This window comes from Streptomyces liangshanensis (assembly GCF_011694815.1).
Classification (GTDB): domain Bacteria; phylum Actinomycetota; class Actinomycetes; order Streptomycetales; family Streptomycetaceae; genus Streptomyces; species Streptomyces liangshanensis.
Map to the genome: position 1 here is coordinate 4,824,680 of NZ_CP050177.1, position 21,721 is coordinate 4,846,400.

Consider the following 21,721-nt stretch of genomic DNA (forward strand, 5'->3'; position numbering starts at 1 on the left):
ACAGCGCGGTCCGCCGGGCCCGCCGCTCGAACACCAGGCCGGTCCGAATGCCCCCAGACCCTCCAGACGTGCTTGAACACTGCAAGGAGCCGCACCTGTGAGCAGTGCCGACCAGACCCCGTCCGCCAGCGCGGAACTGCGCTCCGACATCCGCCGACTCGGTGACCTGCTGGGCGAGACCCTCGTCCGCCAGGAAGGCCCCGAACTCCTCGACCTCGTCGAGCGTGTCCGCGCCCTCACCCGCGAGGACGGCGAGGCCGCCGCCGAGCTGCTCGGCGACACCGACCTGGAGACCGCCGCCAAGCTCGTACGCGCGTTCTCCACCTACTTCCATCTGGCGAACGTCACCGAACAGGTCCACCGCGGACGCGAGATGCGCGAACGGCGCGCCGCCGAGGGCGGGCTCCTCGCCCGCACCGCGGACCGGCTCAAGGACGCCGACCCCGAGCACCTGCGCGAGACCGTCAAGAACCTGAACGTCCGCCCCGTGTTCACCGCGCACCCCACCGAGGCCGCCCGCCGCTCGGTCCTGAACAAGCTGCGCCGCATCGCCGAGTTGCTCGAAATGCCCGTCATCGCCTCCGACCGGCGCCGCCACGACCTGCGGCTCGCCGAGTCCATCGACCTGATCTGGCAGACCGACGAACTGCGCGTCGTCCGGCCCGAGCCCGCCGACGAGGCCCGCAACGCCATCTACTACCTCGACGAACTGCACGCCGGAGCCGTCGGCGACGTCCTCGAGGACCTCGTCGCCGAGCTGGAGCGCGTCGGCGTCGAGCTGCCCGCCGGCACCCGGCCCCTCACCTTCGGCACCTGGATCGGCGGCGACCGCGACGGGAACCCGAACGTGACCCCCGAGGTCACCCGCGAGGTGCTGATCCTCCAGCACGAACACGGCATCACCGACGCCCTCGAACAGATCGACTACCTGCGCGGACTGCTCTCCAACTCCATCCGCTACACCGGCGCCACCGACGAGCTGCTCGACTCCCTCCAGAACGACCTCGCCCGGCTCCCCGAGATCAGCCCCCGCTACAAGCGCCTCAACGCCGAGGAGCCGTACCGCCTCAAGGCGACCTGCGTCCGCCAGAAGCTCGTCAACACCCGCGAGCGCCTCGCCAGGAACACCCCGCACGAGGAAGGCCGCGACTACCTCGGCACGTCCGAGCTGCTCGCCGACCTCACGCTCATCCAGACCTCCCTGCGCGAGCACCGCGGCGGCCTCTTCGCCGACGGCCGCATGGACCGCACGATCCGCACCCTCGCGGCCTTCGGCCTCCAGCTCGCCACCATGGACGTCCGGGAACACGCCGACGCCCACCACCACGCCCTCGGCCAGCTCTTCGACCGGCTCGGCGAGGAGTCCTGGCGCTACAGCGACATGCCCCGCGAGTACCGGCAGAAGCTCCTCGCCAAGGAACTGCGCTCCCGCCGCCCCCTCGCGCCCACCCCGGCCCCGCTGGACGCCGCCGGCGAGAAGACCCTCGGCGTGTTCCACACCGTCCGCCAGGCCTTCGAACGCTTCGGGCCCGAGGTCATCGAGTCGTACATCATCTCGATGTGCCAGGGCGCCGACGACGTCTTCGCCGCCGCCGTCCTCGCCCGCGAGGCCGGCCTCCTCGACCTCCACGGCGGCTGGGCGAAGATCGGCATCGTGCCGCTCCTGGAGACCACCGACGAGCTGCGCGCCGCCGACGTCATCCTCGACGAGATGCTCGCCGACCCCTCGTACCGCCGGCTCGTCTCCCTGCGCGGCGACGTCCAGGAGGTCATGCTCGGCTACTCGGACTCGTCCAAGTTCGGCGGCATCACCACCTCCCAGTGGGAGATCCACCGCGCCCAGCGCCGGCTGCGCGACGTCGCGCACCGGTACGGCGTACGGCTGCGGCTCTTCCACGGCCGCGGCGGCACCGTCGGCCGCGGCGGCGGCCCCTCGCACACCGCGATCCTCGCCCAGCCCTGGGGCACCCTGGAGGGCGAGATCAAGGTGACCGAGCAGGGCGAGGTCATCTCCGACAAGTACCTGATCCCGTCCCTGGCCAGGGAGAACCTGGAACTGACCGTCGCCGCCACCCTCCAGGCCTCCGCGCTGCACACCGCGCCCCGCCAGTCCGACGAGGCCCTGGCCCGCTGGGACGCGGCCATGGACACCGTCTCCGACGCCGCGCACGCCGCCTACCGCGGCCTGGTCGAGGACCCGGACCTGCCCGCGTACTTCTTCGCCTCCACCCCCGTCGACCAGCTCGCCGACCTCCACCTGGGCTCCCGCCCCTCCCGCCGCCCCGACTCGGGCGCCGGACTCGACGGCCTGCGGGCCATCCCGTGGGTCTTCGGCTGGACCCAGTCACGGCAGATCGTGCCCGGCTGGTACGGCGTCGGCTCCGGCCTCAAGGCACTGCGCGAGGCCGGCCTCGACACCGTCCTCGACGAGATGTACGGCCAGTGGCACTTCTTCCAGAACTTCCTCTCGAACGTCGAGATGACCCTGGCCAAGACCGATCTGCGGATCGCCCGCCACTACGTCGACACCCTCGTCCCCGAGAACCTCAAGCACGTCTTCGCGAACATCGAGGCCGAACACGCGCTGACCGTGCGGGAGGTCCTGCGCATCACGGGCGGTGAGAAGCTCCTCGACTCCGACCCGGTGCTCCAGCAGACGTTCTCCATCCGGGACGCCTACCTCGACCCGATCTCGTACCTCCAGGTCTCGCTGCTGGCCCGCCAGCGCGCGGCGGCGGAACGCCACGAGACAGCGGACCCGCTGCTCGCCCGGGCCCTGCTCCTGACGGTCAACGGCGTCGCGGCGGGCCTGCGCAACACCGGCTGACCCGTCCGGAAACGGACATCTGTTCCCAGGGGTACTTCCGCGCCACCCCGGCGCGGAGGTACCCCTTCCGGGTGACAGGGGCGGGAACGCGGCGCGACGCCCTCACAGCGCCAGGAACACCGCCACCAGCACCCCCAGGCCCGCCAGACCCGTCACCCACGCCGTACGCGTCATCCGCAGGCCCGCCCCGATCAGCGGGGACGCCAGCAGCAGCGCGCCGCCGAACGGCAGCCACGCGTGCAGCTGGCCACCCAGCCCCGTCCGCACCACCTCGTGCGTGTCCGGCTTCACCACCACCGGGATGCGCTCGCCCTTCCGGACCGCCACCGACCGCTCCGCGGTCATCCCCGCCCGCGGCCCCGCCGGACCGTCCGGGTCGTACGACCCCGTGCACGACGACGCCGAACACCTGGTCACCGTCAGCGTCCCGTGCTCCCGGCCCTTCGCCAGCACCACGTGCTGCGCCGTCCCCCACGACGACCAGAAACCGGCGGCGAGCAACAGGACGGCCACCCCGCCCAACGCCGTACGGCGGCCGAGGAGGAACAAGCGGTCCGAGGAGCTGGCCTTCATGGGCCGCGATCCTTGGCCATGGCATGGCACGGGGTCAAGTCGGCCCGCGGACTCAGGAGTTGTACGCGCCCTGCGCCCGCTCCAGGCCCTGCGTCACCAACGCCTCCACCGCGTCCGCCGTACGGTCCACCAGGTAGTCCAGCTCCTTGCGCTCCACCGACGAGAAGTCCTTCAGCACGAAGTCCGCCACCTGCATCCGCCCCGGCGGCCGGCCGATCCCGAACCGCGCCCGGTGGTAGTCGGGCCCCATCGCCTTCGTCATCGACTTGAGCCCGTTGTGCCCGTTGTCCCCGCCGCCCAGCTTCAGCCGCAACGCCCCGAAGTCGAGATCCAGCTCGTCATGGATCGCGACGATGTTCGCCGTCCCCACCTTGTAGAAGTCCCGCAGCCCGGCCACCGGACCACCGGACAGATTCATGTACGAGGACGGCTTCGCCAGCACCACCCGGCGGCCCGTCGGCCCCGGAGCGCCGAGCCGGCCCTCGATGACCAGCGCCTGCGCCTTCTGCGCGCGCTTGAACGAACCGCCGATACGTTCCGCCAGCAGATCCGCCACCATGAACCCGACGTTGTGCCGGTTGGCCGCGTACCCCGGACCCGGGTTGCCCAGGCCCACGATCAGCCAGGGGGCGTTGGCATCTGTTGTCATCGGCGCCGCGTCTCCTCGTTGTCTGCCGGTCGTACAGCCGAAAGGGGTGGCCGGCCCGCAGGCCCGCCACCCCGTCACACCTCAGGCCTGGATCAGGCCTCGGCGCCCGCGGTCTCGCCCTCGGCGGTCTCCGCGGCCGGCTCCTCGGCCTGCGCCGACACGACCTGGAGGACGGCGGCCTCGCCGTCGATCGACAGCGTCGTACCCGTCGGCAGCGGGATGTCCTGCGCGAGCACGGTGGCGCCCGAGTCCAGGCCCTCGATGGAGACCGTCACCGACGTCGGGATGTTCGTGGCCTCGGCCTCGACGGTGATCGTGTTGAGGACGTACTCCAGCAGGTTCCCGCCCGGGGCCAGCTCGCCCTCGACGTGCACGGCCACCTCGACGATGACCTTCTCGCCGCGCTTCACCGCGAGGAGGTCGACGTGCTCGATGTCGCCCTTGATCGCGTTGCGCTGGATCGCCTTCGGGATGACCAGCTCGCTGCGACCGTCGATGTCCAGGTCGAGCAGCGCGTTCGCGGTACGCAGCGCCATCTGGAGCTGGTGGGCCGGCAGCGACACGTGCACCGTGTCGGCACCGTGGCCGTAGATGACCGCGGGGACCTTCTGCTCACGGCGGGCACGGCGCGCGGCGCCCTTGCCGAACTCGTTGCGTACCTCGGCGGTGATCTTCAGTTCGGACATGACTGCACTCCTCGTAGATTCTGACAAAAGATGACGGAAAGATGCCGTCACCCGGCCACGACAGGCCTGCTACGAAGAGCGCGTCGATAACGGACCAACCGCACACAGGTGCGGCCTCCCTCGCCGAGCAACTCGGTGAGTCTACCCGGCGGGGAGGCCGCCCCAGAAATCGATCTCCGACCGCGGGCCCGCGGGCCCTCAGACGGTGACCGTCACGCCTGCTCCTCGAAGAGGCTCGTCACCGAACCGTCCTCGAACACCTCACGCACCGCACGCGCGATCGTCGGCGCGATCGACAGCACCGTGATCTTGTCGACCTCCAGGTCACCCGGATCCGGCAGGCTGTTCGTGAAGATGAACTCACTGACCTGCGAGTTCTTCAACCGGTCCGCCGCCGGGCCCGACAGCACCCCGTGCGTCGCCGTCACGATGACATCCTCCGCGCCGTGCGCGAACAACGCGTCCGCCGCCGCACAGATCGTGCCACCCGTGTCGATCATGTCGTCCACCAGCACACACACCCGGCCCGCGACATTGCCCACGACCTCGTGGACCGTCACCTGGTTCGCCACGTCCTTGTCACGCCGCTTGTGCACGATCGCCAGCGGCGCGCCCAGCCGGTCGCACCAGCGGTCCGCCACCCGCACCCGGCCCGCGTCCGGGGAGACCACCGTCAGCTTCGACCGGTCGACCTTCCCCGCCACGTAGTCCGCGAGGACCGGCAGCGCGAACAGGTGGTCCACCGGGCCGTCGAAGAACCCCTGGATCTGATCCGTGTGCAGATCCACCGTCAGGATCCGGTCCGCGCCGGCCGTCTTCATCAGGTCCGCCACCAGACGCGCCGAGATCGGCTCCCGCCCGCGGTGCTTCTTGTCCTGCCGCGCGTACCCGTAGAACGGCACGATCACCGTGATGCTCCGGGCCGACGCCCGCTTCAGAGCGTCGATCATGATCAACTGCTCCATGATCCACTTGTTGATCGGAGCGGTATGGCTCTGGATCAGGAAGCAATCCGCGCCACGCGCCGACTCCTGGTAGCGGACGTAGATCTCACCGTTGGCGAAATCGAACGCCTTGGTCGGAACGATCCCGACACCCAGTTGATCGGCGACCTCTTCGGCCAGCTCGGGGTGGGCGCGGCCGGAGAAGAGCATCAGCTTCTTCTCGCCGGTCGTCTTGATCCCGGTCACAGCACTGTCTCCTCAGACGTGTTGACTGCCGCTGCACCCGCGTGACGCTGCGAGCCAGCCGAATCGTGCAGTTATGCGATGTGCGATAAGCGGATGGGTCGATATCACGGTACGCCGAGATCAGCGCCCCTGTTTCCGGTCAGCTTTCGCCCCCGGCCCCTCCACCCGCCCCGGCGGCCCCCGGACCCGCCGCCTCGGCCGCCCTCGCCGCCGCACTTCCCGGACGCTTCCGCGCCACCCAACCGTCGATATTCCTTTGCTGGCCACGGGCCACGGCCAACGAACCCGCCGGTACGTCCTTCGTGATGACCGACCCCGCGGCGGTGTACGCCCCGTCGCCAATGGTGACCGGCGCCACAAACATGTTGTCCGAGCCCGTCTTGCAATGTGAACCGACGGTCGTGTGGTGCTTGGCCTCACCGTCGTAGTTCACGAACACACTCGCCGCGCCGATGTTCGAGTACTCCCCGATCGTCGCGTCCCCCACGTACGACAGATGCGGCACCTTCGTCCCCTCACCGATCGTCGCGTTCTTCATCTCCACGTACGTACCGGCCTTCGCCTTCGCGCCCAGCCGCGTCCCCGGCCGCAGATACGCGTACGGGCCCACCGTCGCCGACGCCCCCACCTCCGCGCCGTCCGCCACCGTGTTGTCCACCCGCGCGCCCGCGCCCACCAGCGTGTCCTTCAGCCGCGAGTTGGGCCCGACCTCCGCCCCCTCACCCAGATGCGTCGTCCCCAGCAACTGCGTCCCCGGGTGGATCACCGCGTCCTGCTCGAACGTCACGTCCACGTCCACGAACACCGACGCCGGATCCACCACCGTCACCCCGGCCGTCATCGCCCGCTCCAGCAGCCGCGCGTTCAGCAGCCGGCGCGCCTCCGCCAACTGGATCCGGTTGTTGATGCCCAGGATCTCCCGGTGGTCCGCGGCGACCGCCGCGCCGACCCGGTGACCCGCCTCCCGCAGGATGCCGAGGACGTCCGTCAGGTACTCCTCGCCCTGGCTGTTGTCCGTACGGACCTTCCCCAGCGCGTCCGCCAGGAGCTGCCCGTCGAACGCGAACACCCCGGAGTTGATCTCACGGATCGCGCGCTGCGCGTCCGAGGCGTCCTTGTGCTCCACGATCGCGGTGACCGCGCCGCTCGCGCCGTCCCGCACGATCCGCCCGTACCCGGTGGAGTCGGGGACCTCGGCGGTCAGGACGGTGACGGCGTTGCCGTCGGCCGCGTGGGTGGCGGCGAGCGTGTTCAGCGTGTCGCCGGAGAGCAGCGGGGTGTCGCCGCAGACGACGACCACGGTCCCGTCCGGGACGCTGCCCAGCTCCTGGAGGGCGGTGCGGACGGCGTGTCCGGTGCCGTTCTGCTGGGCCTGGAAGGCGGTGCGGACGCCGTCGTACGCCTCGGCCAGGTGCGACTCGACCTGCTCACGGGCGTGTCCGACGACCACGACGAGATGCTCGGGCCCGAGCTCACGGGCGGCGGCCACGACATGTCCGACGAGCGAACGCCCGCAGATCTCATGCAGGACCTTGGGGGTGCGCGACTTCATGCGGGTGCCTTCACCCGCTGCGAGGACGACGACGGCTGCCGGGCGGTTGGCGCTCACGGGAATGCCCTTCGGCTTCGGGTGGTGGACCACCGCAGGATACCGGGGGGTTTCGTGGCGGACATGAGGACGGGTCCTGACCTGGGAGGTCAGGACCCGAACTGTGGCTCCCGGGGAAGGACTCGAACCCTCATGATCAGATCCAAAATCTGACGTCTTGCCCTTAGACGACCCGGGATTACCGCTATGTCCGATTTCGAGGATCGGCTGCGGATGCAGAGTTTACTATGCCGCACCACCACCCCTCGATGCGACGGTACAAGTCGGCTCCCTGGGCTACTCGGACGACGAGGCAACCGCGGTAGCTGTCCCCGACGTTCTTCCTCACGGTCTTCGGGTTGTGCCGCTTGAGGGTGGTCCTCTTGAACGTCTTCACGTCGACGTCGAGCTGGTCCGCCCAGTACTGTTCCGCAGCCGTCACGTCGGCCGACTCATGGATCATTACGCGATAGGAAAGGTGCTCAGGCGCTACTCCGACCAGGTTGAGCCAGGACAGGAAGACGCGAATCACCCCGAGGTCGCTGTTGACGAAGATGACCGTCTCCCGGCGGTCGTAAGGCTTGTCCTTCGTGCCCTCGGCCCAATAGAGGGCGACGCCGGTCATGAACAGTTCTCGGTCGGACAGGGTGCCTATCTCGGCTGTCGCTCGGCTCTTGGTTTCCTGACGCTCCACCTCACGCCGCGCGAGCGTTACCTCCCAGCCCCGCCGCGCGATCGCCGACGCCTCCTCGCGGGTGCGCCTCGGCGGCTTCGGCAGGTCTCGGACCCATAAGGAGATGGAACCCTTCGAGCACCCCAGCTCCACCTGGATCTGGTCGTACGTGAGCCCCTGTAGGCGCAGCTCGCGCGCCTTCTCGCGCAGGTCGTCCTTCGCTCGCGGTCGCTTCGTCCATTCCGGGGCCGGTTCGCCCTCCAGGAGGCGGTTGAGGAGGTCGTTGTTGTCGACGTAGAGCCGGTCGCGGATCTGGCGGCGGCTCAACCCCTCCCGTCGCAGCGCCACCGCCCGCTCCCGGAGTCCCTCGAAGTCGGCATATTTGTTGCTCATCGCTGTCATGGGACAGATCGTCGTACGGAATCCGGACTTCCGGCTCGAATGTACGGGCGATTCACCAGTTCGAGTGATCGCTCTCCCTCTGCTGTGTCCCTCGTCCCGTCCCGCGCGATCCAGGACACAAGAAATTGGGTCGCGCCCGCCCGTAGGCTGGGAGACATGACCACAACGGGGGCACATCAGGACGCCGCGGGCCCGACCGCCCGCGGCTACTGGTGGTGGGAGCGTCGGCGGAGTGTTGTTCTGGACGTGGGGCTGGCCGGTGTGTCGGCCCTGGAGTGCGGGCTGGAGGGGGTCCGGTTCGCGGACACCGCCGTGCTGCCCGTACCGGTGGGGGTGGTCTTCGGCCTGCTGGCCGGTTCCGTACTGCTCCTGCGGCGGCGGTGGCCCGCCAGCGTGGTGCTCGTCTCGATCGCCGTGACCCCGGCGGAGATGGGCTTCCTGATGGCGGTCGTCGGGCTCTACACCCTCGCCGCCTCCGAGCTGCCGCGCCGCGTCATCGCCGCGCTGGCCGGGATGCAGCTGGCGGGGACGCTGATCGTCACGTTCGTCAGGACCCGGCAGAGCGTGTCGCAGGGGGACTTCGACACCTCCCGGTGGTACGTGCCGCTCATCGCGCTCATGATGTCCGTCGGCCTGACCGCCCCGCCCGTGCTCTTCGGGCTGTACGTCGGGGCGCGGCGCCGGCTGATGGAGAGCCTGCGGGAGCGGGCCGACAGCCTGGAGCAGGAGCTGTCGCTGCTGGCGGACCGGGCGGAGCAGCGGGCCGAGTGGGCGCGGACGGAGGAGCGGACGCGGATCGCGCGGGAGATGCACGACGTGGTGGCGCACCGGGTGAGTCTGATGGTGGTGCACGCGGCGGCGTTGCAGGCGGTGGCGCTGAAGGATCCGCCGAAGGCGGTGAAGAACGCGGCGTTGGTGGGCGACATGGGGCGTCAGGCGTTGACGGAGTTGCGCGAGATGCTCGGGGTGTTGCGGGCGGGGGAGCAGGTCGCGGCGCGCAAGGCCTCGGACGCGGGGCCGTCGCTGACGGTGCCGTTGGCGGCGGTGGGGCTGGCGGCGGCGGCCGCGGCGGCCGCGGCGGCGGAGGACGGTCCGGGGATGGGGGACATCGAGGCGCTGGTGGGGCAGTCGCGGGAGACGGGCATGGTCGTGGAGTTGGCGGTGCACGGTGAGTCGCGCGCGTATGCCCCCGAGGTGGAGCAGACGGCGTACCGGGTGGTGCAGGAGGCGTTGACGAACGTGTTGAAGCACGCGTCGGGCGCGAAGGTGGTCGTGCGGTTGGCGCATCGCGAGGCGGAGGTGGCGATGCAGGTGGAGAACGGTCCGTCGGACCGTGCGGCGCAGGACGCGGGTCTGGGGCTGCCGAGCGGCGGTAACGGTCTGGTGGGGATGCGGGAGCGGGTGACGGCGCTGGGCGGGGTGTTCGTCTCGGGTGAGACGGACGCGGGGGGTTTCCGGGTGTCGGCGGTGTTGCCGTACCGGGCTGCCTGAGTGCGGGTGCGGGTGCGAGGTGCGGGGTGCGTGCCGGGCTGCCTGGGTGCCGGTGCGGCCTCGGTGGAGGGTCGCGGTCGGCGTCCGCCCGGGGTCAGGCTTCCGTCTCGGTCAGCCGGGTCGGGAGTTTGCCGGTGATCAGGGTGCCCAGTGCCTGGTCGATGTCAGGGCCGAGGAACCAGTCGCCGGTGTGGTCGATGCTGTAGACGGCCCCGGTGTCGTCGATCGCGAGGATTCCCTGTCCGTCGTCCTCGCCGAGGGGGCTCATCCCGGTTTCGAGGGAGCGCCCGAGGTCGGAGAGGGTGCGGGCGAGGTGGATGCCGGCCAGCGGGTCGATGCGGAACGCGACGGGCGCTATCTGGCGGCCGGGTCCTGGCGCGGTGACGCGCAGCCCGCCGAACTCCGCCCAGGCCTCGACGGCGGCGGGGAACACGGCGTGGGTGTGGCCGGCGGGGGTGATGTGGGCGCGGAGGGTGTCCGCCCATTCCTCGGCCTGCTTTATGTCCCATCGTCCGGGCTGCCAGCCGGCGTCGCGGAGCGCGGCGTCGATGGGCACGGGGAAGCGGGTGGTGGAGAGGTCGGGCATGGCGCGGCTCAGTTCTTCTCGGTGGGGTCGACCGCCTGCACGCCGAAGTGGGCGAGCATGGCCGTACAGGACCGGCACGGCGGCGCGTAGCTGCCGTGGAGGGGGTCGCCGTCCTCGCGGATGCGGCGGGCGGTCAGTTTGGCCTGCTTGAGGGAGCGGCGTGCCTCGCCGTGGGTGAGGGGTTTGCGCCGGGCGCGCTTGGAGCGGTTCTCCTCGGTGGCGGTGAGGTGGCGGGAGAGCAGGATCGCTTCGGGGCAGCGGCCGGTGAACCGTTCCCTCTGGGCGCTGCCGAGCGTGTCGAGGAAGTCCTGGACGAGGGGGTGCAGCGTCGGCGGCCGGTCGGCCTTGCCCGCGGTGCAGGTGAGGGTTTCGCCGCGTACGGTGAGCGCCGCCGCGACGGCGGGCAGGATGCCGTCGCGGCGTTGCCGGAGGGCGGGTGCCCGGTGCGGTTCGGTGCTGCTCCAGCTGAGGCGTGGGTCGCCGGACGTGTCGGTCGGTGCTGTGTGCAAGGTGCTGTCCCTCCCGTGCCCGCGGCGGGAAGCCGCTGGTGTCACGCCCCCGTGTTGAGGGGACAGCCTGCCAAATGTGACGGGCCGTGGGAAAGCTGGGGCATGAATCGGGCGCTCCGGGGCATGAATCGGGGGTTTCTGTCGGCTCTGGGTCACCTCGCTGTGACCGTTGGTCACGAGGTGGGGGCGGGTGTGGCGGGGAGTGCGGCGGGGGGTGTGCGGGGGGTGCGGAGCGTCTGGGTCGCCTCTTGCCCCACGGCATAGGCTGTCCTGAACCAGGGCTGTGCTGAACCAGCCGGAAGCAGCAGGGGGCAACCGCCATGACGACAGGTCGGCTCGGGCAGCAAGCCGCGCCACCGAACGCGGCCTACGCCGGGCAGGTCGTGCATTTCCCGGACCCGGTCCGGGCGTCCCGCCACCCGGGGGGTGTGCGGGTGGACGATGACGGCCGTCCGGACTTCGTGCCGTACGCGCGTGCCGCCGCGGAGATAGCGGACCCCCCGGAGGGGTTCGGGGTGGACGAACTGCGGCTCACGGACTATGTGTCGGCGAATGCCGCGCTGGCCGCCGCGGGGCACGAGTTGTGGGACACGATCCCGGCGGTGGCGACGCCGCACGGCTGGACGTGGCATCACGCGCCGGGTTCGCGCCGGCTGGTGCTGGTGCCGGTCGAGGTGAAGGCGCTGTTGCGGCATCACGGTGGTCTGGCGGCGGCGCGGGTGGATCACGCGAAGCGCGGGACGCGGCCGCTCCAGGAGACGAGGCCGGGTCATTTCGGGCTGCCCAAGGGGGCGGTGTCGGTGACCGAGCAGCAGGTGCTGGGGGTCGAGGAGGATCTCGGCTACCGGTTGCCGGGGGCGTACCGCTCGTTCCTGAAGGCGGCGGGGGGCTGTGCGCCGGTGGGGGTGGCGCTCGACGCGGAGTTGGGGCTGCTGGTGGACCAGCCGTTCTTCACGGTGCGTGACGAGGCGGCGTTCAACGACCTGGTGTACGTGAACAAGTGCCTGCGGGACCACCTGACGAAGGACTACCTGGCGGTGGGCTTCGTCCAGGGCGGCATTCTGGCGGTCAAGGTGAAGGGCGACCGGATCGGTTCGGTCTGGTTCTGCGCGTACGACGACGCCCGTGACCAGGACGGCTGGAGTGTCCAGGAGCGGGTGGAGCGGCTGTTGCTGCCGTGCGGGGACGACTTCGACGCCTTCCTGCTCCGTCTGGCGGGCAGTCCGCCGGAGTTGGAGACGGTGGCGAACCTGATGGTGGACGGCGGCTTCGCGCGCGCCGTCCCGGTGGGGGGATGACCGCGATGGTGACCTTCGCGCAGGCGCAGGAGCGCGCCGAGGAGTGGATCAACGGCGAGCTGCCCGGTTATCAGCATCGTGAGGTGCGGGTGCGGGAGTTCGAGCTGGGCTTCGTGGTCTGGGCGGAGGACCGCGAGGGCGGTCCGATCTCGGACGGCGGGCGGCACCGGCTGGTGATCGCGAGGGACAGCGGGGACGCGTCGCTGTGGCCGGCGTTGCCGGTGGGTGAGGTGATCCGGCGGTACGAGGAGCAGTACGGGGCGCCTTCGGACGCCGTGCCCGCGCCGGAGCCGCCGCAGCGCATCGACCTGAACCAGACGTCGTTCCTGTTGACGCCGCCGGAGTGGCTCCAGGAGGCGGCGGACCGGCTGGGCATCCCGGACCGCCGGGAGGGCCAGTCGCCGTCCTCGCCACAGGTGCCGGTGCCGTCCCCGTCGCCGGAGGACGCGCCGACCGATCTTGTACGGGGGTACGGGGACGGCGCGCCCGGCAACGGGTCGCTGGGCGGCAACGGCTCGCTCGGCGGCGGCTCGTTGGCCGGTGCGGCGCCGCTCGCGGCGGGCGGGGGGTACGCGCCCTCGGACGCGGCTCCCGCTCCCGCTCCTGCGGACGCGGCTCCCGTGCCCGCTCCTGCGGACGCCTTCCCGGCGGACGCCGCTCCCACCGACGTGTTGCCCGCCACCGCGGCCCGTACCGAAGTGGCTCCCGCCGACGCCGTGCCGACCGCCCCGCCGTCGTCCGTGCCGATCGGGGCGACGCCGTGGGCCGGGACGGACACGAACGCGGCGCCGGCCGACGGTTCCGTACCGCTGCCGGAGACGGTCTTCGCACCGGCGCTCTCCGGCGCGGATGACGAGGACACTCCCCCGCCGGGCCTGGGCGCTGACGCCCCGACGGCCCTGATGTCGAGCGGTAGCGGGCTGCCGAGGACCACGATCGCGCCGGCTCCGGCGTTCGACGGCGCGGGGGGCGGTCCGGCCGCGGGTCCTGGCGGTGCTCCGGGCGCGACGCCCGCGCCCCCCGGCGGTCCCGCCCCGCCCCCCGGCGCCGGTTCCGGCGTCGGTCCCGCCCCCAGCGCCGGTGACATCGCCGACGCCGCGACCAGCAAGGCGTACGCGCCGCCGCGCGGCGGACGCGGGGGCGGTTCCGCCCCGCCTCCGCCGCCGAGCCCGCCCGGTGTCCCCGGGGCGCCCGGCGGGACACCGCCGACGTCCGGCCCGGGTGCGCCCGGCGTACCGGCGGGCGGCTACCTGCCGACCCAACTCGTCCCGCAGCAGGGCTCCGACGCCCCGAGACCGCCCGGTCCGCCGGGTGTCCCCGGTACGCCCCCGGGCGGGGTGCACCACGCCGCGACGATGCTCGCGGGTCCCAACCCGGTCGGCCCGCCGTCCGGTCCGCCGCAGCCCCCGGGCCCGCCCGGCGCCCCCGGCGCGGGCGCCCCCCAGCCTCCCGGCCCGCCCGGCGTCCCCGGCGCGGGCGGCCCGCAGCAGCCGGGCACGCCCCCGGGCGGGGTCCACCACGCCGCGACGATGCTCGCGGGTCCCAACCCGGTGGGTCCGCCATCCGGTCCGCCGCAGCCCCCGGGTCCCCCCGGCGTGCCGGGCGGCGGCCACGGTCCCGTACCGCCGGGCCCGGTACCGTACGCCCCCGGTCCCGTCCCGCACGGCATGGCACCCCAGGGCCCCGGTCCGGTGCCTCAGGCGCCGGCGCCCGTGCCCCCGCCGTACGGCTACCCGCAGCAGCCCTACGGTCTGCCGACGGTCGGCCCCGGCTACCAGGCCGTCCTGCGCTACCGCGCGCCCGACGGTTCCGAGGCGCAGCTGATCCGCCGCTCGGCGCCCGGCACGCCGCATCCCGAGTGGCAGATCCTGCACGAGCTGCGGGCGATGAACGTGCCGCCGCAGCAGGTCCTCGAACTCCACACGGAGTTGGAGTCCTGCGAGCTGCCGGGCGCGTACTGCGCGCGGATGATCCGGGAGAGCTGGCCGCAGGTGCGGATCACCAGCGTCGCGCCGTACGGGCAGGACCACGCGAGCCGGCAGCAGGGGATGCGGCATCTGCTGACCCACCAGGGCGAGTTGCACCAGGTAGCCGACGGTCCGGCACGCCCCGCGCCGGTGCGGGCGCCGCTGCCGCAGATCCCGCCCGCGCCGCCGATCCCGCCCGAGGGCGTCGCGCAGGAGCTGCTGGGGGCGTTCGGCCCGCAGGGCATCTGCCGGTTCGACCAGCGGGCGGTGTCCCGGCAGGGGGTGCCCGACCTGGTGGCGCGCACGCTCGTGTGGGCGGGGCTGCCGGCCGACTTCGGGCCGTTCTTCTGGGCGCAGCCGGCCCACCCGGTGGTGCCGACGCTGGCGGAGCTGGCGGCGCAGCGGCAGATCCAGCCGGCCGCCGACGCGGGGTCGTACCTGGTGATGGGCAGTGACTTCGGGCGGGCGATCTGTGTCCAGTACGGGACGGCGCACATCATGGCCGTGCCGGTCGAGCCGGGTCCGGGCGGGCAGTCGGTGCCGCCGCAGTTCGTGAACACGGGGCTGCCGGAGTTCACGCGTTCGCTGGCGTTGCTGGGGCGGATGTGGCGGCTGCGGTACGGGCTGACGCCGGAGCAGGCGGGGCGCTGGACGGTCGACTTCCAGGCGCAGCTGGCGGCGCTCGACCCGGCGGCGCTGTCGTCGCCGGAGAGCTGGTGGTCGGTGCTGCTGGAGCAGATGTGGGACGGGCTGCTCTGAAGCCTTCCGGCGTGCTGTACGGATGACCTGGGCGCCCTCCGCGTGATGCGGGGGGCGCCCAGGTCTGTTTGCGGCGCGGCTCCCTCTTGAGCAGCGGATTCAGGCATTCCGCGTAGCGTGCCGCATCCTTGGGCAGGACAGATGGGCGGAGTGTCGCATTATGCGCATTTCGCTTCGATCCAGCAGGATGTGCGCCGGATCGCGTTGTGTGCCGGAAGGGGCTTCCCGATGAGTGCTGCTCAGCCGTCTGTTCACGGTTTCGTGCCCACGCGGGGGCGCGGGTACCACCCGGAGCAGGTGGACCACCAGGTCGCCGCGCTGTCCCAGGGCCGTGACGACGCGTGGGAACGCGCGGCCCGGCTCACCGTCCTCGCCAAGCGCATGGAGGGCGAGGCGGCGCTGCTGCGGGAGCGGCTGGAGGAGGTGCGGGCGCGGGGGCCGCAGACGTACGAGTCGCTCGGCGGCCGGGCCCCGCAGATCATGACGCTGACCGCCGACGAGGGCGACCGGGTGCGGGCCGAGGCCCGCGAGGAGGCCAGGGCGCTCCTCGACACGGCGAGGGCGGAGGGCCGGGAGGCCAAGGAGGCGGCGCGGGAGGCGTCGGAGGCGGTACGGGCGGAGGCGGAGGCGTACGTACGGGACGTGGTCGGCGCGGCCCGGGCGGTGGCGGACGCCGAGCGCGCCGAGGCGCGGGGCGAGGCGAAGGGATGGCGCGGGGAGGCGCTGGAGGAACTGCGGGAGATGCGCCGCCGGACCCAGGCGGTGCTGGAGGGCCTGGAGAAGGGCCACGCGGAGCGGCTCGCGGCGACGGAGCGGGAGATCGCGTCGCGCGAGGCCGAGTGGGAGGTCCGTACCGCGGAACTGTCCGCGTACGCGCAGGCGGAGCTGACGGAGGCGCAGCGCGCGTTCTCCGAGGCGGGCGAGCGGGCCCGGCACGGCCAGGAGGACGCTCAGGCCCGCGCGGCGGAACTGCTGGCGGCGGCGGGCGCGTCGGCGGACCGCGTCCTGCGCGACGCGGAGGGCGCGGCCCGGGCGCACGAGGCGGCGGGGGAGGAGGTGCGGGCCCACATGACCTCGGTCCGCAACGCCCTGGCGGCCCTGACGGGCCGGGCACCCGCGGAGGGCTGAGCGTCCCCACCCCGTCACCCTTGCCCGGCCCCGCCGAGCCCGTCCGGCGGCAGGCGTCGCGGCACGCGTCACAGGGCCTTGAACGCCTCCGTGACCGCCGCGCAGGTGGCCGCGAGGTCGTCGTCGGTGACCGTGGAGGAGACGAACCAGCAGGCCATGGGGAAGGCGTTGGCGTGGACCCCGCGTTTGAGGAGTTCGTGGCGGAAGGTGTGGGACCGGGCCTGGTCGACGTCCAGCAGGTCGCGGTAGTCGCGGGTGGGGCGGCCCTCGGGGGTGAAGACGGTCTGGAACATGGCGCCGACGCCTTGCACGGAGCAGGGGATGCCCTGGTCGTGCGCCGCCTTCCGGGCCGTCTCCATGATCTGGCGGCCGGTGTCGTCGATCCGTCGGACGACGGCGGGATCGCCGAGTTGCCGCAGGGTCTCCAGCGCGGCCGTCGCGCACAGCGGCGAGGCGTTGTACGTGCCGCCGTGCTTGACGCGTCCCGAGGCGAGCGCGTCCATGATCTCCCGGCGCCCGGCGAAGGCGGCGATGGGCAGACCGCCCCCGAGCGCCTTGGAGAACACGGCCAGGTCGGGTTCCACGCCGAAGAGGGCCTGGGCGCCGCCGGGGCCGGTGCGGAATCCGGTGCAGACCTCGTCGAAGATCAGCACGATGTTGCGGGCGGTGCACTCCTCGCGCAGCGCCTCCAGGTATCCCGGCTCGGGCATGGTGCAGGCGTTGTTGGCGACGATCGGCTCACAGATGACGGCGGCGAGTTCCCCGGCGTGGGCGTTGAGCGCCGCGCGCAGCGCGGTCAGGTCGTTCCAGGGGCAGACCACCACGTCCTCCACGACACCCGCGGGGATGCCCGGGGAGTGCGGGACGGACCGTGGTGTGGCGGCGGGACCGGCCTCGGCCTCCGTGGGGCGGTTGGAGATCGCCAGGGTGTCGGACCAGCCGTGGTAGTGCCCTTCGAACTTCAGGATCCGGGAGCGCCCGGTGTGGCCGCGGGCGGCCCGTACGGCACCCTGCACGGCCTCGCTCCCGGAGTTCGCGAAGCGGACGAGTTCCGCGCAGGGCACCATCCGGCAGATCGTCTCGGCCAGTTCCACCTCCGGGACGTTGCAGGTGCCGAACATCGTGCCGGTGTGCAGGACCTGGGTGAGGGCTTCCGTCAGCACGGGCGGGGCGTGGCCGAGAACGGCGCTTCCGTAGGAGATGAGGTAGTCGATGTACTCGTTGCCGTCGACGTCGCGAATCCGGGAGCCGGACCCGCTGGTGATGTAGAGGGGGTAGGGGTGCGGCCCGGTGGAGGTGAGCCGGGAGGACGAGCTGATCCCGCCCGCGAGGGAGTGCCGCGCGCGCTCGAACCACGTCCTGCTGCCGTCCGTGCCGTGCAGGGCCTGTAAGCGGTCATTCATGGTCACTCCTGTTTGCTGGGGTACGGCCGGGGACACGCTTCCGGGTGGTCCGGAACGGCGCCGTGGGGTGTGGCACGAAGGGGTGGTGCGGTGTGGTGAGGACGGCTCTGGTCACGGGAGCGGGCAGCGGGATCGGGCGGGCCTGCGCCCTGGGCCTGCTGGCCGACGGCTGGAGGGTCGTGCTGACCGGCCGGCGCGAGGAGCGGCTGCGGGAGTCGGCGGACCTGGCCGGCGCGGGTGACCGCGAGCGGGCGGTGGTGCTGGCCTCGGACGTCACCGACGCGCGGTCCGTGGACGCGCTGTTCTCGGCCGTGGTGGAGCGGTACGGACGGCTGGACCTCCTGTTCAACAACGCCGCCGACCTCATGCCGTACACGCCCACCGAGGACGTGGAGGTGGCGGACTGGCACCGGGTCATGGACTCGGTCGCCACCGGAACCTTCCTCTGCTCCCGGGCCGCCTTCCGGGTCATGAAGGCGCAGACCCCGAAGGGCGGACGGATCATCAACAACGGGGCCCCTTCCGCCCAGATGCCGCGACCGGACTCGATCGCCTTCACCGCGGCCAAGCACGCCGTGGCCGGCCTCACCCGCTCGCTCTCGCTCGACGGGCGCCGCCACGACATCTCCTGCGGCCAGATCGACATCGGCAACGTGACGCCGGACGACCGCCCGCAGCCGGCCGTCCGGCAGCCCGACGGGTCACTGCGGGTGGAACCCACCATGGACATCCGGCACGTGGTCGACATGGTCCGGGCCATGGCCGCTCTTCCGGCCGGGGTGAACATCCAGTCCGTCCTGGTCATGCCGAGCGCCATGCCGTACGTCGGCCGGGGATAGCCCGTCCCGTACGTCGGCGGGGGACAGACCCTCCCGTACGTCGGCCGGGGACACCGCCTCCCGTACGTCGGCCGGGGAGAGCCCCGCCACGTACGCCTCCAGCAGCCGTCCGGGCGCCGGCCACCCGACCCGCTCCCAGGCCAGCATCCGGTGGAGCCCGTCGAGGTGGATCAGTCCTTCCCGGACGGACAGCCCCTCGTAGTCCGGTCCTTCCACCGCCCTGGTGCTCAGGAACACCGCCGAGGGCTCGGCGTCGGCCTGGCGGCCCAGCTTGCGGGCACACAGGGGATTGGACGCGGTGTACGTGTCCCCGAGGGCGGCCAGCCGGCCGGCGGCGGCCCGCACGGTGAGGCCCGTCCGCGGGATCAGCTCGACCTCCCCGTCCTCGCCCAGATGCCAGGGCAGCACCACCTCGCGGACCTCGGGGACCTCCAGCAGCACGTGGTGCCAGCGGCCGTCCGCGAGGGTCTGCGCGCGGCGGATGTGGGTCTCCGCCTCGTCGTTGGAGTTGGCCGGGTCCCCGGGGTGGTAGGGGTGGTGCAGCGCGAAGTGGTCCAGGACCCGGTCGAAGGACACCTCCCGCAGGACCCTCACGCGGCCCGCCCCGCCCGGTCCGGCTCGTACGCGCCGAAGTGGCGTTCCTCGAACAGCTCCGCCCATCGCCCGTGTCCCAGGCGCCGTTCCCGGCCGGCCGCGAGGATCCGCCGCCAGTACGGCTTGACCGGCGGCCACGGTTCGCCCGTACGGCAGTACGAGGCGTCGATCATGTACCGGCCGGAATCCACGGTCGCGGACGTGTCCCCGGTGCGCCGGGTGTGGAACAGCGCGGAGTGGAGGACGACCACGGAGCCCGGGGGCAGTTCGGTGATCACGACCTCTCCCGGCAGGACGTCCGTGCCCAGGTGCGCGCGGGCGTTCTTCTCCGCGACCTCGTGGTGCGAGCCGGGCAGTACGGCGAGCGGCCCCATGCCCGGCCGCAGGCCGTGGAGGTAGTGGAGCACGTGGACCATCGGGAGCCGCCGGTGGCGCTGGGGCCGTTGCTCGTAGTCGTGGTGCCAAGGCTTGCCCGGGGCCCCGGAGGGGCGGCGGTCGCTGTGGAGGTGGTGGAACACGAAGGCGGGGCCGAGCAGGTTCGTGTCCTCCAGCAGCTCCAGAAGCGGCGGGAACACGACCAGTTCCCCGTGTGCCGTCATCTCCAGCTCGACGGTCTCCGGTAACGGGGACCGCTCGGGGCGTAAGCAGGCGTCGATGGAGCGCTGCCGCAGCCCGGAATCGACCCAGTGGTCGACCTCCCGGGTCAGGCGCTCGACAAAGGGGGCCGGCAGCAGGCCGGGAAGCACCAGGAAGCCGTTCTTGTCGAACTCCCCGATCTGGGCTGCGACATCCGAAGCGATCACGCGGCTGAACCTCCAGTGTTCACCGGTTGGTCGGCCTACTCGGGTAGACCGGGTCCCGCCATCCCTGTCCAGAGCGCTCCGGAGTCATGCGGTGACGCTACGAGTTGGCCGGTCCCCGCCTACTCGTCCGGCAGCACCGGGAACTCGCGCGGCGCCACGAACAGCAGGACCAGGACGCACAGCACCGCCGCCCCCGCCGCGCCCACGAACACGTGGTCCACCGCCGCGTCCACCGCCCGGCGCAGGTACTCCTCCGAGGACGCGCTCAGCGCACCGGGGTGGCTCAGCGCCGAGGACACCGCGTCCAGGTCCCCGGGCAGCCCGGCCTCGGCCGCCGAACCCGCCGAACCCGCCGCCCCGGAGCCCGCCCCGGCCCCCGCCCCCGCCGCCAGGCGCGACGCCAGGACGCCGTTCGCCACCGCCCCGAACACCGCCGCGCCCACGCTCTGCCCGATCTGGCGGTTGAAGAGGATCGACGCGGTCGCCGTACCCCGCTCCGCCCAGCCCACGGACGACTGGACCCCGATGATCAGGGGGAGTTGGAACAGCCCCAGCCCCGCCCCGAGGACCAGCATGATCAGCGCCGGCTGCCACGCCTCCCCGGGGAAGGGCAGCAGCGGGAACGCCAGGAGGACCGCCAGCGCGACGCACATCCCGGTGATCGCGGTCCTGCGGAAGCCGATCCGGTTGTACACGCGGTTGGACAGCGCCGCGCTCACCGGCCAGCTCAGCGTCATCGCGGACAGCACGAAGCCCGCCGCGATCGGCCCGAGGCCGAGGACGGACTGCGCGTACGTCGGCAGGAAGACGGTCGGCGCGACGATCAGCAGCCCGAGCGCGCCCAGCGCGAGGTTGACCGCCGCGATCGTCCGGCGCTTCCACACCCAGCCGGGGATGATCGGGTCGGCGGCCCGGCGTTCGATCAGCACGGTCAGGCAGGCCAGTGCCGCGCTCCCCGCGAGAAGTCCCAGGGAGGGTACGGAGAGCCAGGGCCACGCCACCCCGCCCTGCACGAGCGCGGTGAGCAGCAGCGTCGCGGTGGCGAAGACCGCGAGCGAGCCGGCCCAGTCGACCCGGGGGCGCGGTCCCGCGCCGGGCCTGGCCGGTTCGTGCAGGTGGCGGACGACGAGCCAGAGCGCCACCGCGCCGACGGGCAGGTTGACGAGGAAGATCCACCGCCAGTCCGCGTACCCCGCGAACAGCCCGCCGACCAGCGGCCCCGCGACCGAGGCGCTCGCCCAGACGGTGGACAACTTCGCCTGGATCCTGGGGCGTTCCTTCAGGGGGTACAGGTCCGCGGCGATGGTCTGCACCGTGCCCTGGAGCGCGCCGCCGCCGAGGCCCTGGACGACGCGGAAGGCGATGAGGGCGGCCATGTTCCAGGCGCTCGCGCAGAGGACGGACCCGATGAGGAAGATGACGATGCCGGCGATCAGGACGGGCTTGCGGCCGAGGGTGTCGGAGAGTTTCCCGTACACGGGCAGGGTGACCGTCACGGCGAGCAGGTAGCCGGAGAACAGCCAGGAGAAGACGGAGAATCCGCCGAGGTCGCCGACGATCTGCGGGACGGCCGTGGCGACGATGGTGCCGTCGAGGGCGGCGAGCGCCATGCCCAGCATGAGCGCCGCGACGACGGGGCCGCGCCCGCGCGGAGGGGCGGGAGCGGCGCCGGCTATCGCTTCGGTGTCCTCGGTGCCGCCGCCCACAAGATTCCTTCCCCCTGCACGTATCTGCCGGGGACACCCTCTCACCCCCA

At 72.3% G+C, this 21,721-nt stretch carries 17 protein-coding genes, 1 tRNA gene and 1 pseudogene; 6 read left to right on the top strand and 13 right to left on the bottom strand.

Annotation, left to right across the window (positions count from 1 at the left end; all coding sequences use genetic code 11):
* The first annotated feature begins 97 nt into the window (after window positions 1-97).
* Window positions 98-2,827, top strand: coding sequence for a phosphoenolpyruvate carboxylase (ppc, locus tag HA039_RS20935; RefSeq protein WP_167032277.1), 2,730 nt, complete (start codon window positions 98-100; stop codon window positions 2,825-2,827).
* A gap of 102 nt (window positions 2,828-2,929) precedes the next feature.
* Here the strand turns inward: ppc and HA039_RS20940 are convergent, their stop codons facing one another.
* The 7 genes from HA039_RS20940 to HA039_RS20970 form a co-directional block, all read right to left on the bottom strand.
* Entirely contained in the window at window positions 2,930-3,400 is a 471-nt protein-coding gene (locus HA039_RS20940; protein WP_167032281.1) for a hypothetical protein, read from the bottom strand.
* A gap of 52 nt (window positions 3,401-3,452) precedes the next feature.
* The gene (gene pth / locus HA039_RS20945) at window positions 3,453-4,049 is read right to left on the bottom strand and encodes an aminoacyl-tRNA hydrolase (protein ID WP_167032283.1); all 597 of its coding nucleotides are present in this window, start codon (window positions 4,047-4,049) and stop codon (window positions 3,453-3,455) included.
* A 92-nt stretch (window positions 4,050-4,141) separates the two neighbouring features.
* On the bottom strand, window positions 4,142-4,735 hold the full coding sequence (locus HA039_RS20950; protein ID WP_167032286.1) for a 50S ribosomal protein L25/general stress protein Ctc: 594 nt from the start codon (window positions 4,733-4,735) through the stop codon (window positions 4,142-4,144).
* Between the two features lie 212 nt (window positions 4,736-4,947).
* Entirely contained in the window at window positions 4,948-5,925 is a 978-nt protein-coding gene (locus HA039_RS20955) for a ribose-phosphate diphosphokinase (RefSeq protein WP_167032289.1), read from the bottom strand.
* A gap of 139 nt (window positions 5,926-6,064) precedes the next feature.
* Complete coding sequence (glmU, locus tag HA039_RS20960) at window positions 6,065-7,534, bottom strand: bifunctional UDP-N-acetylglucosamine diphosphorylase/glucosamine-1-phosphate N-acetyltransferase GlmU (protein WP_167032292.1); 1,470 nt, start codon at window positions 7,532-7,534, stop codon at window positions 6,065-6,067.
* Between the two features lie 104 nt (window positions 7,535-7,638).
* Window positions 7,639-7,712: transfer RNA gene (locus HA039_RS20965), tRNA-Gln, on the bottom strand.
* A gap of 6 nt (window positions 7,713-7,718) precedes the next feature.
* Window positions 7,719-8,588 carry a hypothetical protein gene (locus tag HA039_RS20970; protein ID WP_167032294.1) on the bottom strand — a complete coding sequence of 290 codons (870 nt, stop codon included), beginning with the start codon at window positions 8,586-8,588 and terminating at the stop codon, window positions 7,719-7,721.
* Between the two features lie 156 nt (window positions 8,589-8,744).
* On the opposite strand from HA039_RS20970, the gene HA039_RS20975 reads away from it, so the two are divergent.
* Entirely contained in the window at window positions 8,745-10,079 is a 1,335-nt protein-coding gene (locus tag HA039_RS20975; RefSeq protein ID WP_167032296.1) for a sensor histidine kinase, read from the top strand.
* Window positions 10,080-10,173: 94 nt separating this feature from the next.
* Here HA039_RS20975 and HA039_RS20980 read toward each other — a convergent pair whose 3' ends face one another.
* Window positions 10,174-10,665 carry an SUKH-3 domain-containing protein gene (locus HA039_RS20980; RefSeq protein ID WP_167032299.1) on the bottom strand — a complete coding sequence of 164 codons (492 nt, stop codon included), beginning with the start codon at window positions 10,663-10,665 and terminating at the stop codon, window positions 10,174-10,176.
* An 8-nt stretch (window positions 10,666-10,673) separates the two neighbouring features.
* The gene (locus tag HA039_RS20985; RefSeq protein WP_167032302.1) at window positions 10,674-11,174 is read right to left on the bottom strand and encodes a YwqJ-related putative deaminase; all 501 of its coding nucleotides are present in this window, start codon (window positions 11,172-11,174) and stop codon (window positions 10,674-10,676) included.
* 320 nt (window positions 11,175-11,494) lie between these two features.
* Between HA039_RS20985 and HA039_RS20990 the strand changes: the two genes are divergently transcribed.
* From HA039_RS20990 to HA039_RS21000, 3 genes are all read left to right on the top strand, one after another.
* On the top strand, window positions 11,495-12,472 hold the full coding sequence (locus tag HA039_RS20990) for an SMI1/KNR4 family protein (protein ID WP_167032304.1): 978 nt from the start codon (window positions 11,495-11,497) through the stop codon (window positions 12,470-12,472).
* 5 nt (window positions 12,473-12,477) lie between these two features.
* A complete protein-coding gene (locus HA039_RS20995; RefSeq protein WP_167037247.1) occupies window positions 12,478-15,198 on the top strand; it encodes an SUKH-4 family immunity protein in 2,721 nt (906 codons plus the stop codon).
* Window positions 15,199-15,426: 228 nt separating this feature from the next.
* On the top strand, window positions 15,427-16,326 hold the full coding sequence (locus HA039_RS21000; protein WP_167032307.1) for a cellulose-binding protein: 900 nt from the start codon (window positions 15,427-15,429) through the stop codon (window positions 16,324-16,326).
* Window positions 16,327-16,394: 68 nt separating this feature from the next.
* Here the strand turns inward: HA039_RS21000 and HA039_RS21005 are convergent, their stop codons facing one another.
* Complete coding sequence (locus HA039_RS21005; protein ID WP_167032309.1) at window positions 16,395-17,729, bottom strand: aspartate aminotransferase family protein; 1,335 nt, start codon at window positions 17,727-17,729, stop codon at window positions 16,395-16,397.
* Between the two features lie 92 nt (window positions 17,730-17,821).
* Here HA039_RS21005 and HA039_RS21010 point away from each other — a divergent pair, with 92 nt between their 5' ends.
* Window positions 17,822-18,568 (top strand): SDR family oxidoreductase, encoded by a 747-nt coding sequence (locus tag HA039_RS21010; RefSeq protein ID WP_167032312.1) that lies wholly within the window; start codon window positions 17,822-17,824, stop codon window positions 18,566-18,568.
* Between the two features lie 54 nt (window positions 18,569-18,622).
* On the opposite strand, the pseudogene HA039_RS34125 reads toward HA039_RS21010, so the two are convergent.
* The 3 genes and pseudogenes from HA039_RS34125 to HA039_RS21025 form a co-directional block, all read right to left on the bottom strand.
* A pseudogene (locus tag HA039_RS34125) lies at window positions 18,623-19,228 on the bottom strand (DUF6309 family protein); the annotation flags it as partial.
* A complete protein-coding gene (locus tag HA039_RS21020; protein ID WP_208298672.1) occupies window positions 19,159-19,965 on the bottom strand; it encodes a phytanoyl-CoA dioxygenase family protein in 807 nt (268 codons plus the stop codon). The gene HA039_RS21020 and the pseudogene HA039_RS34125, both read right to left, overlap by 70 nt.
* A 119-nt stretch (window positions 19,966-20,084) precedes the next feature.
* Window positions 20,085-21,671 (bottom strand): MFS transporter, encoded by a 1,587-nt coding sequence (locus HA039_RS21025; RefSeq protein WP_243869630.1) that lies wholly within the window; start codon window positions 21,669-21,671, stop codon window positions 20,085-20,087.
* Window positions 21,672-21,721 lie beyond the last annotated feature (50 nt).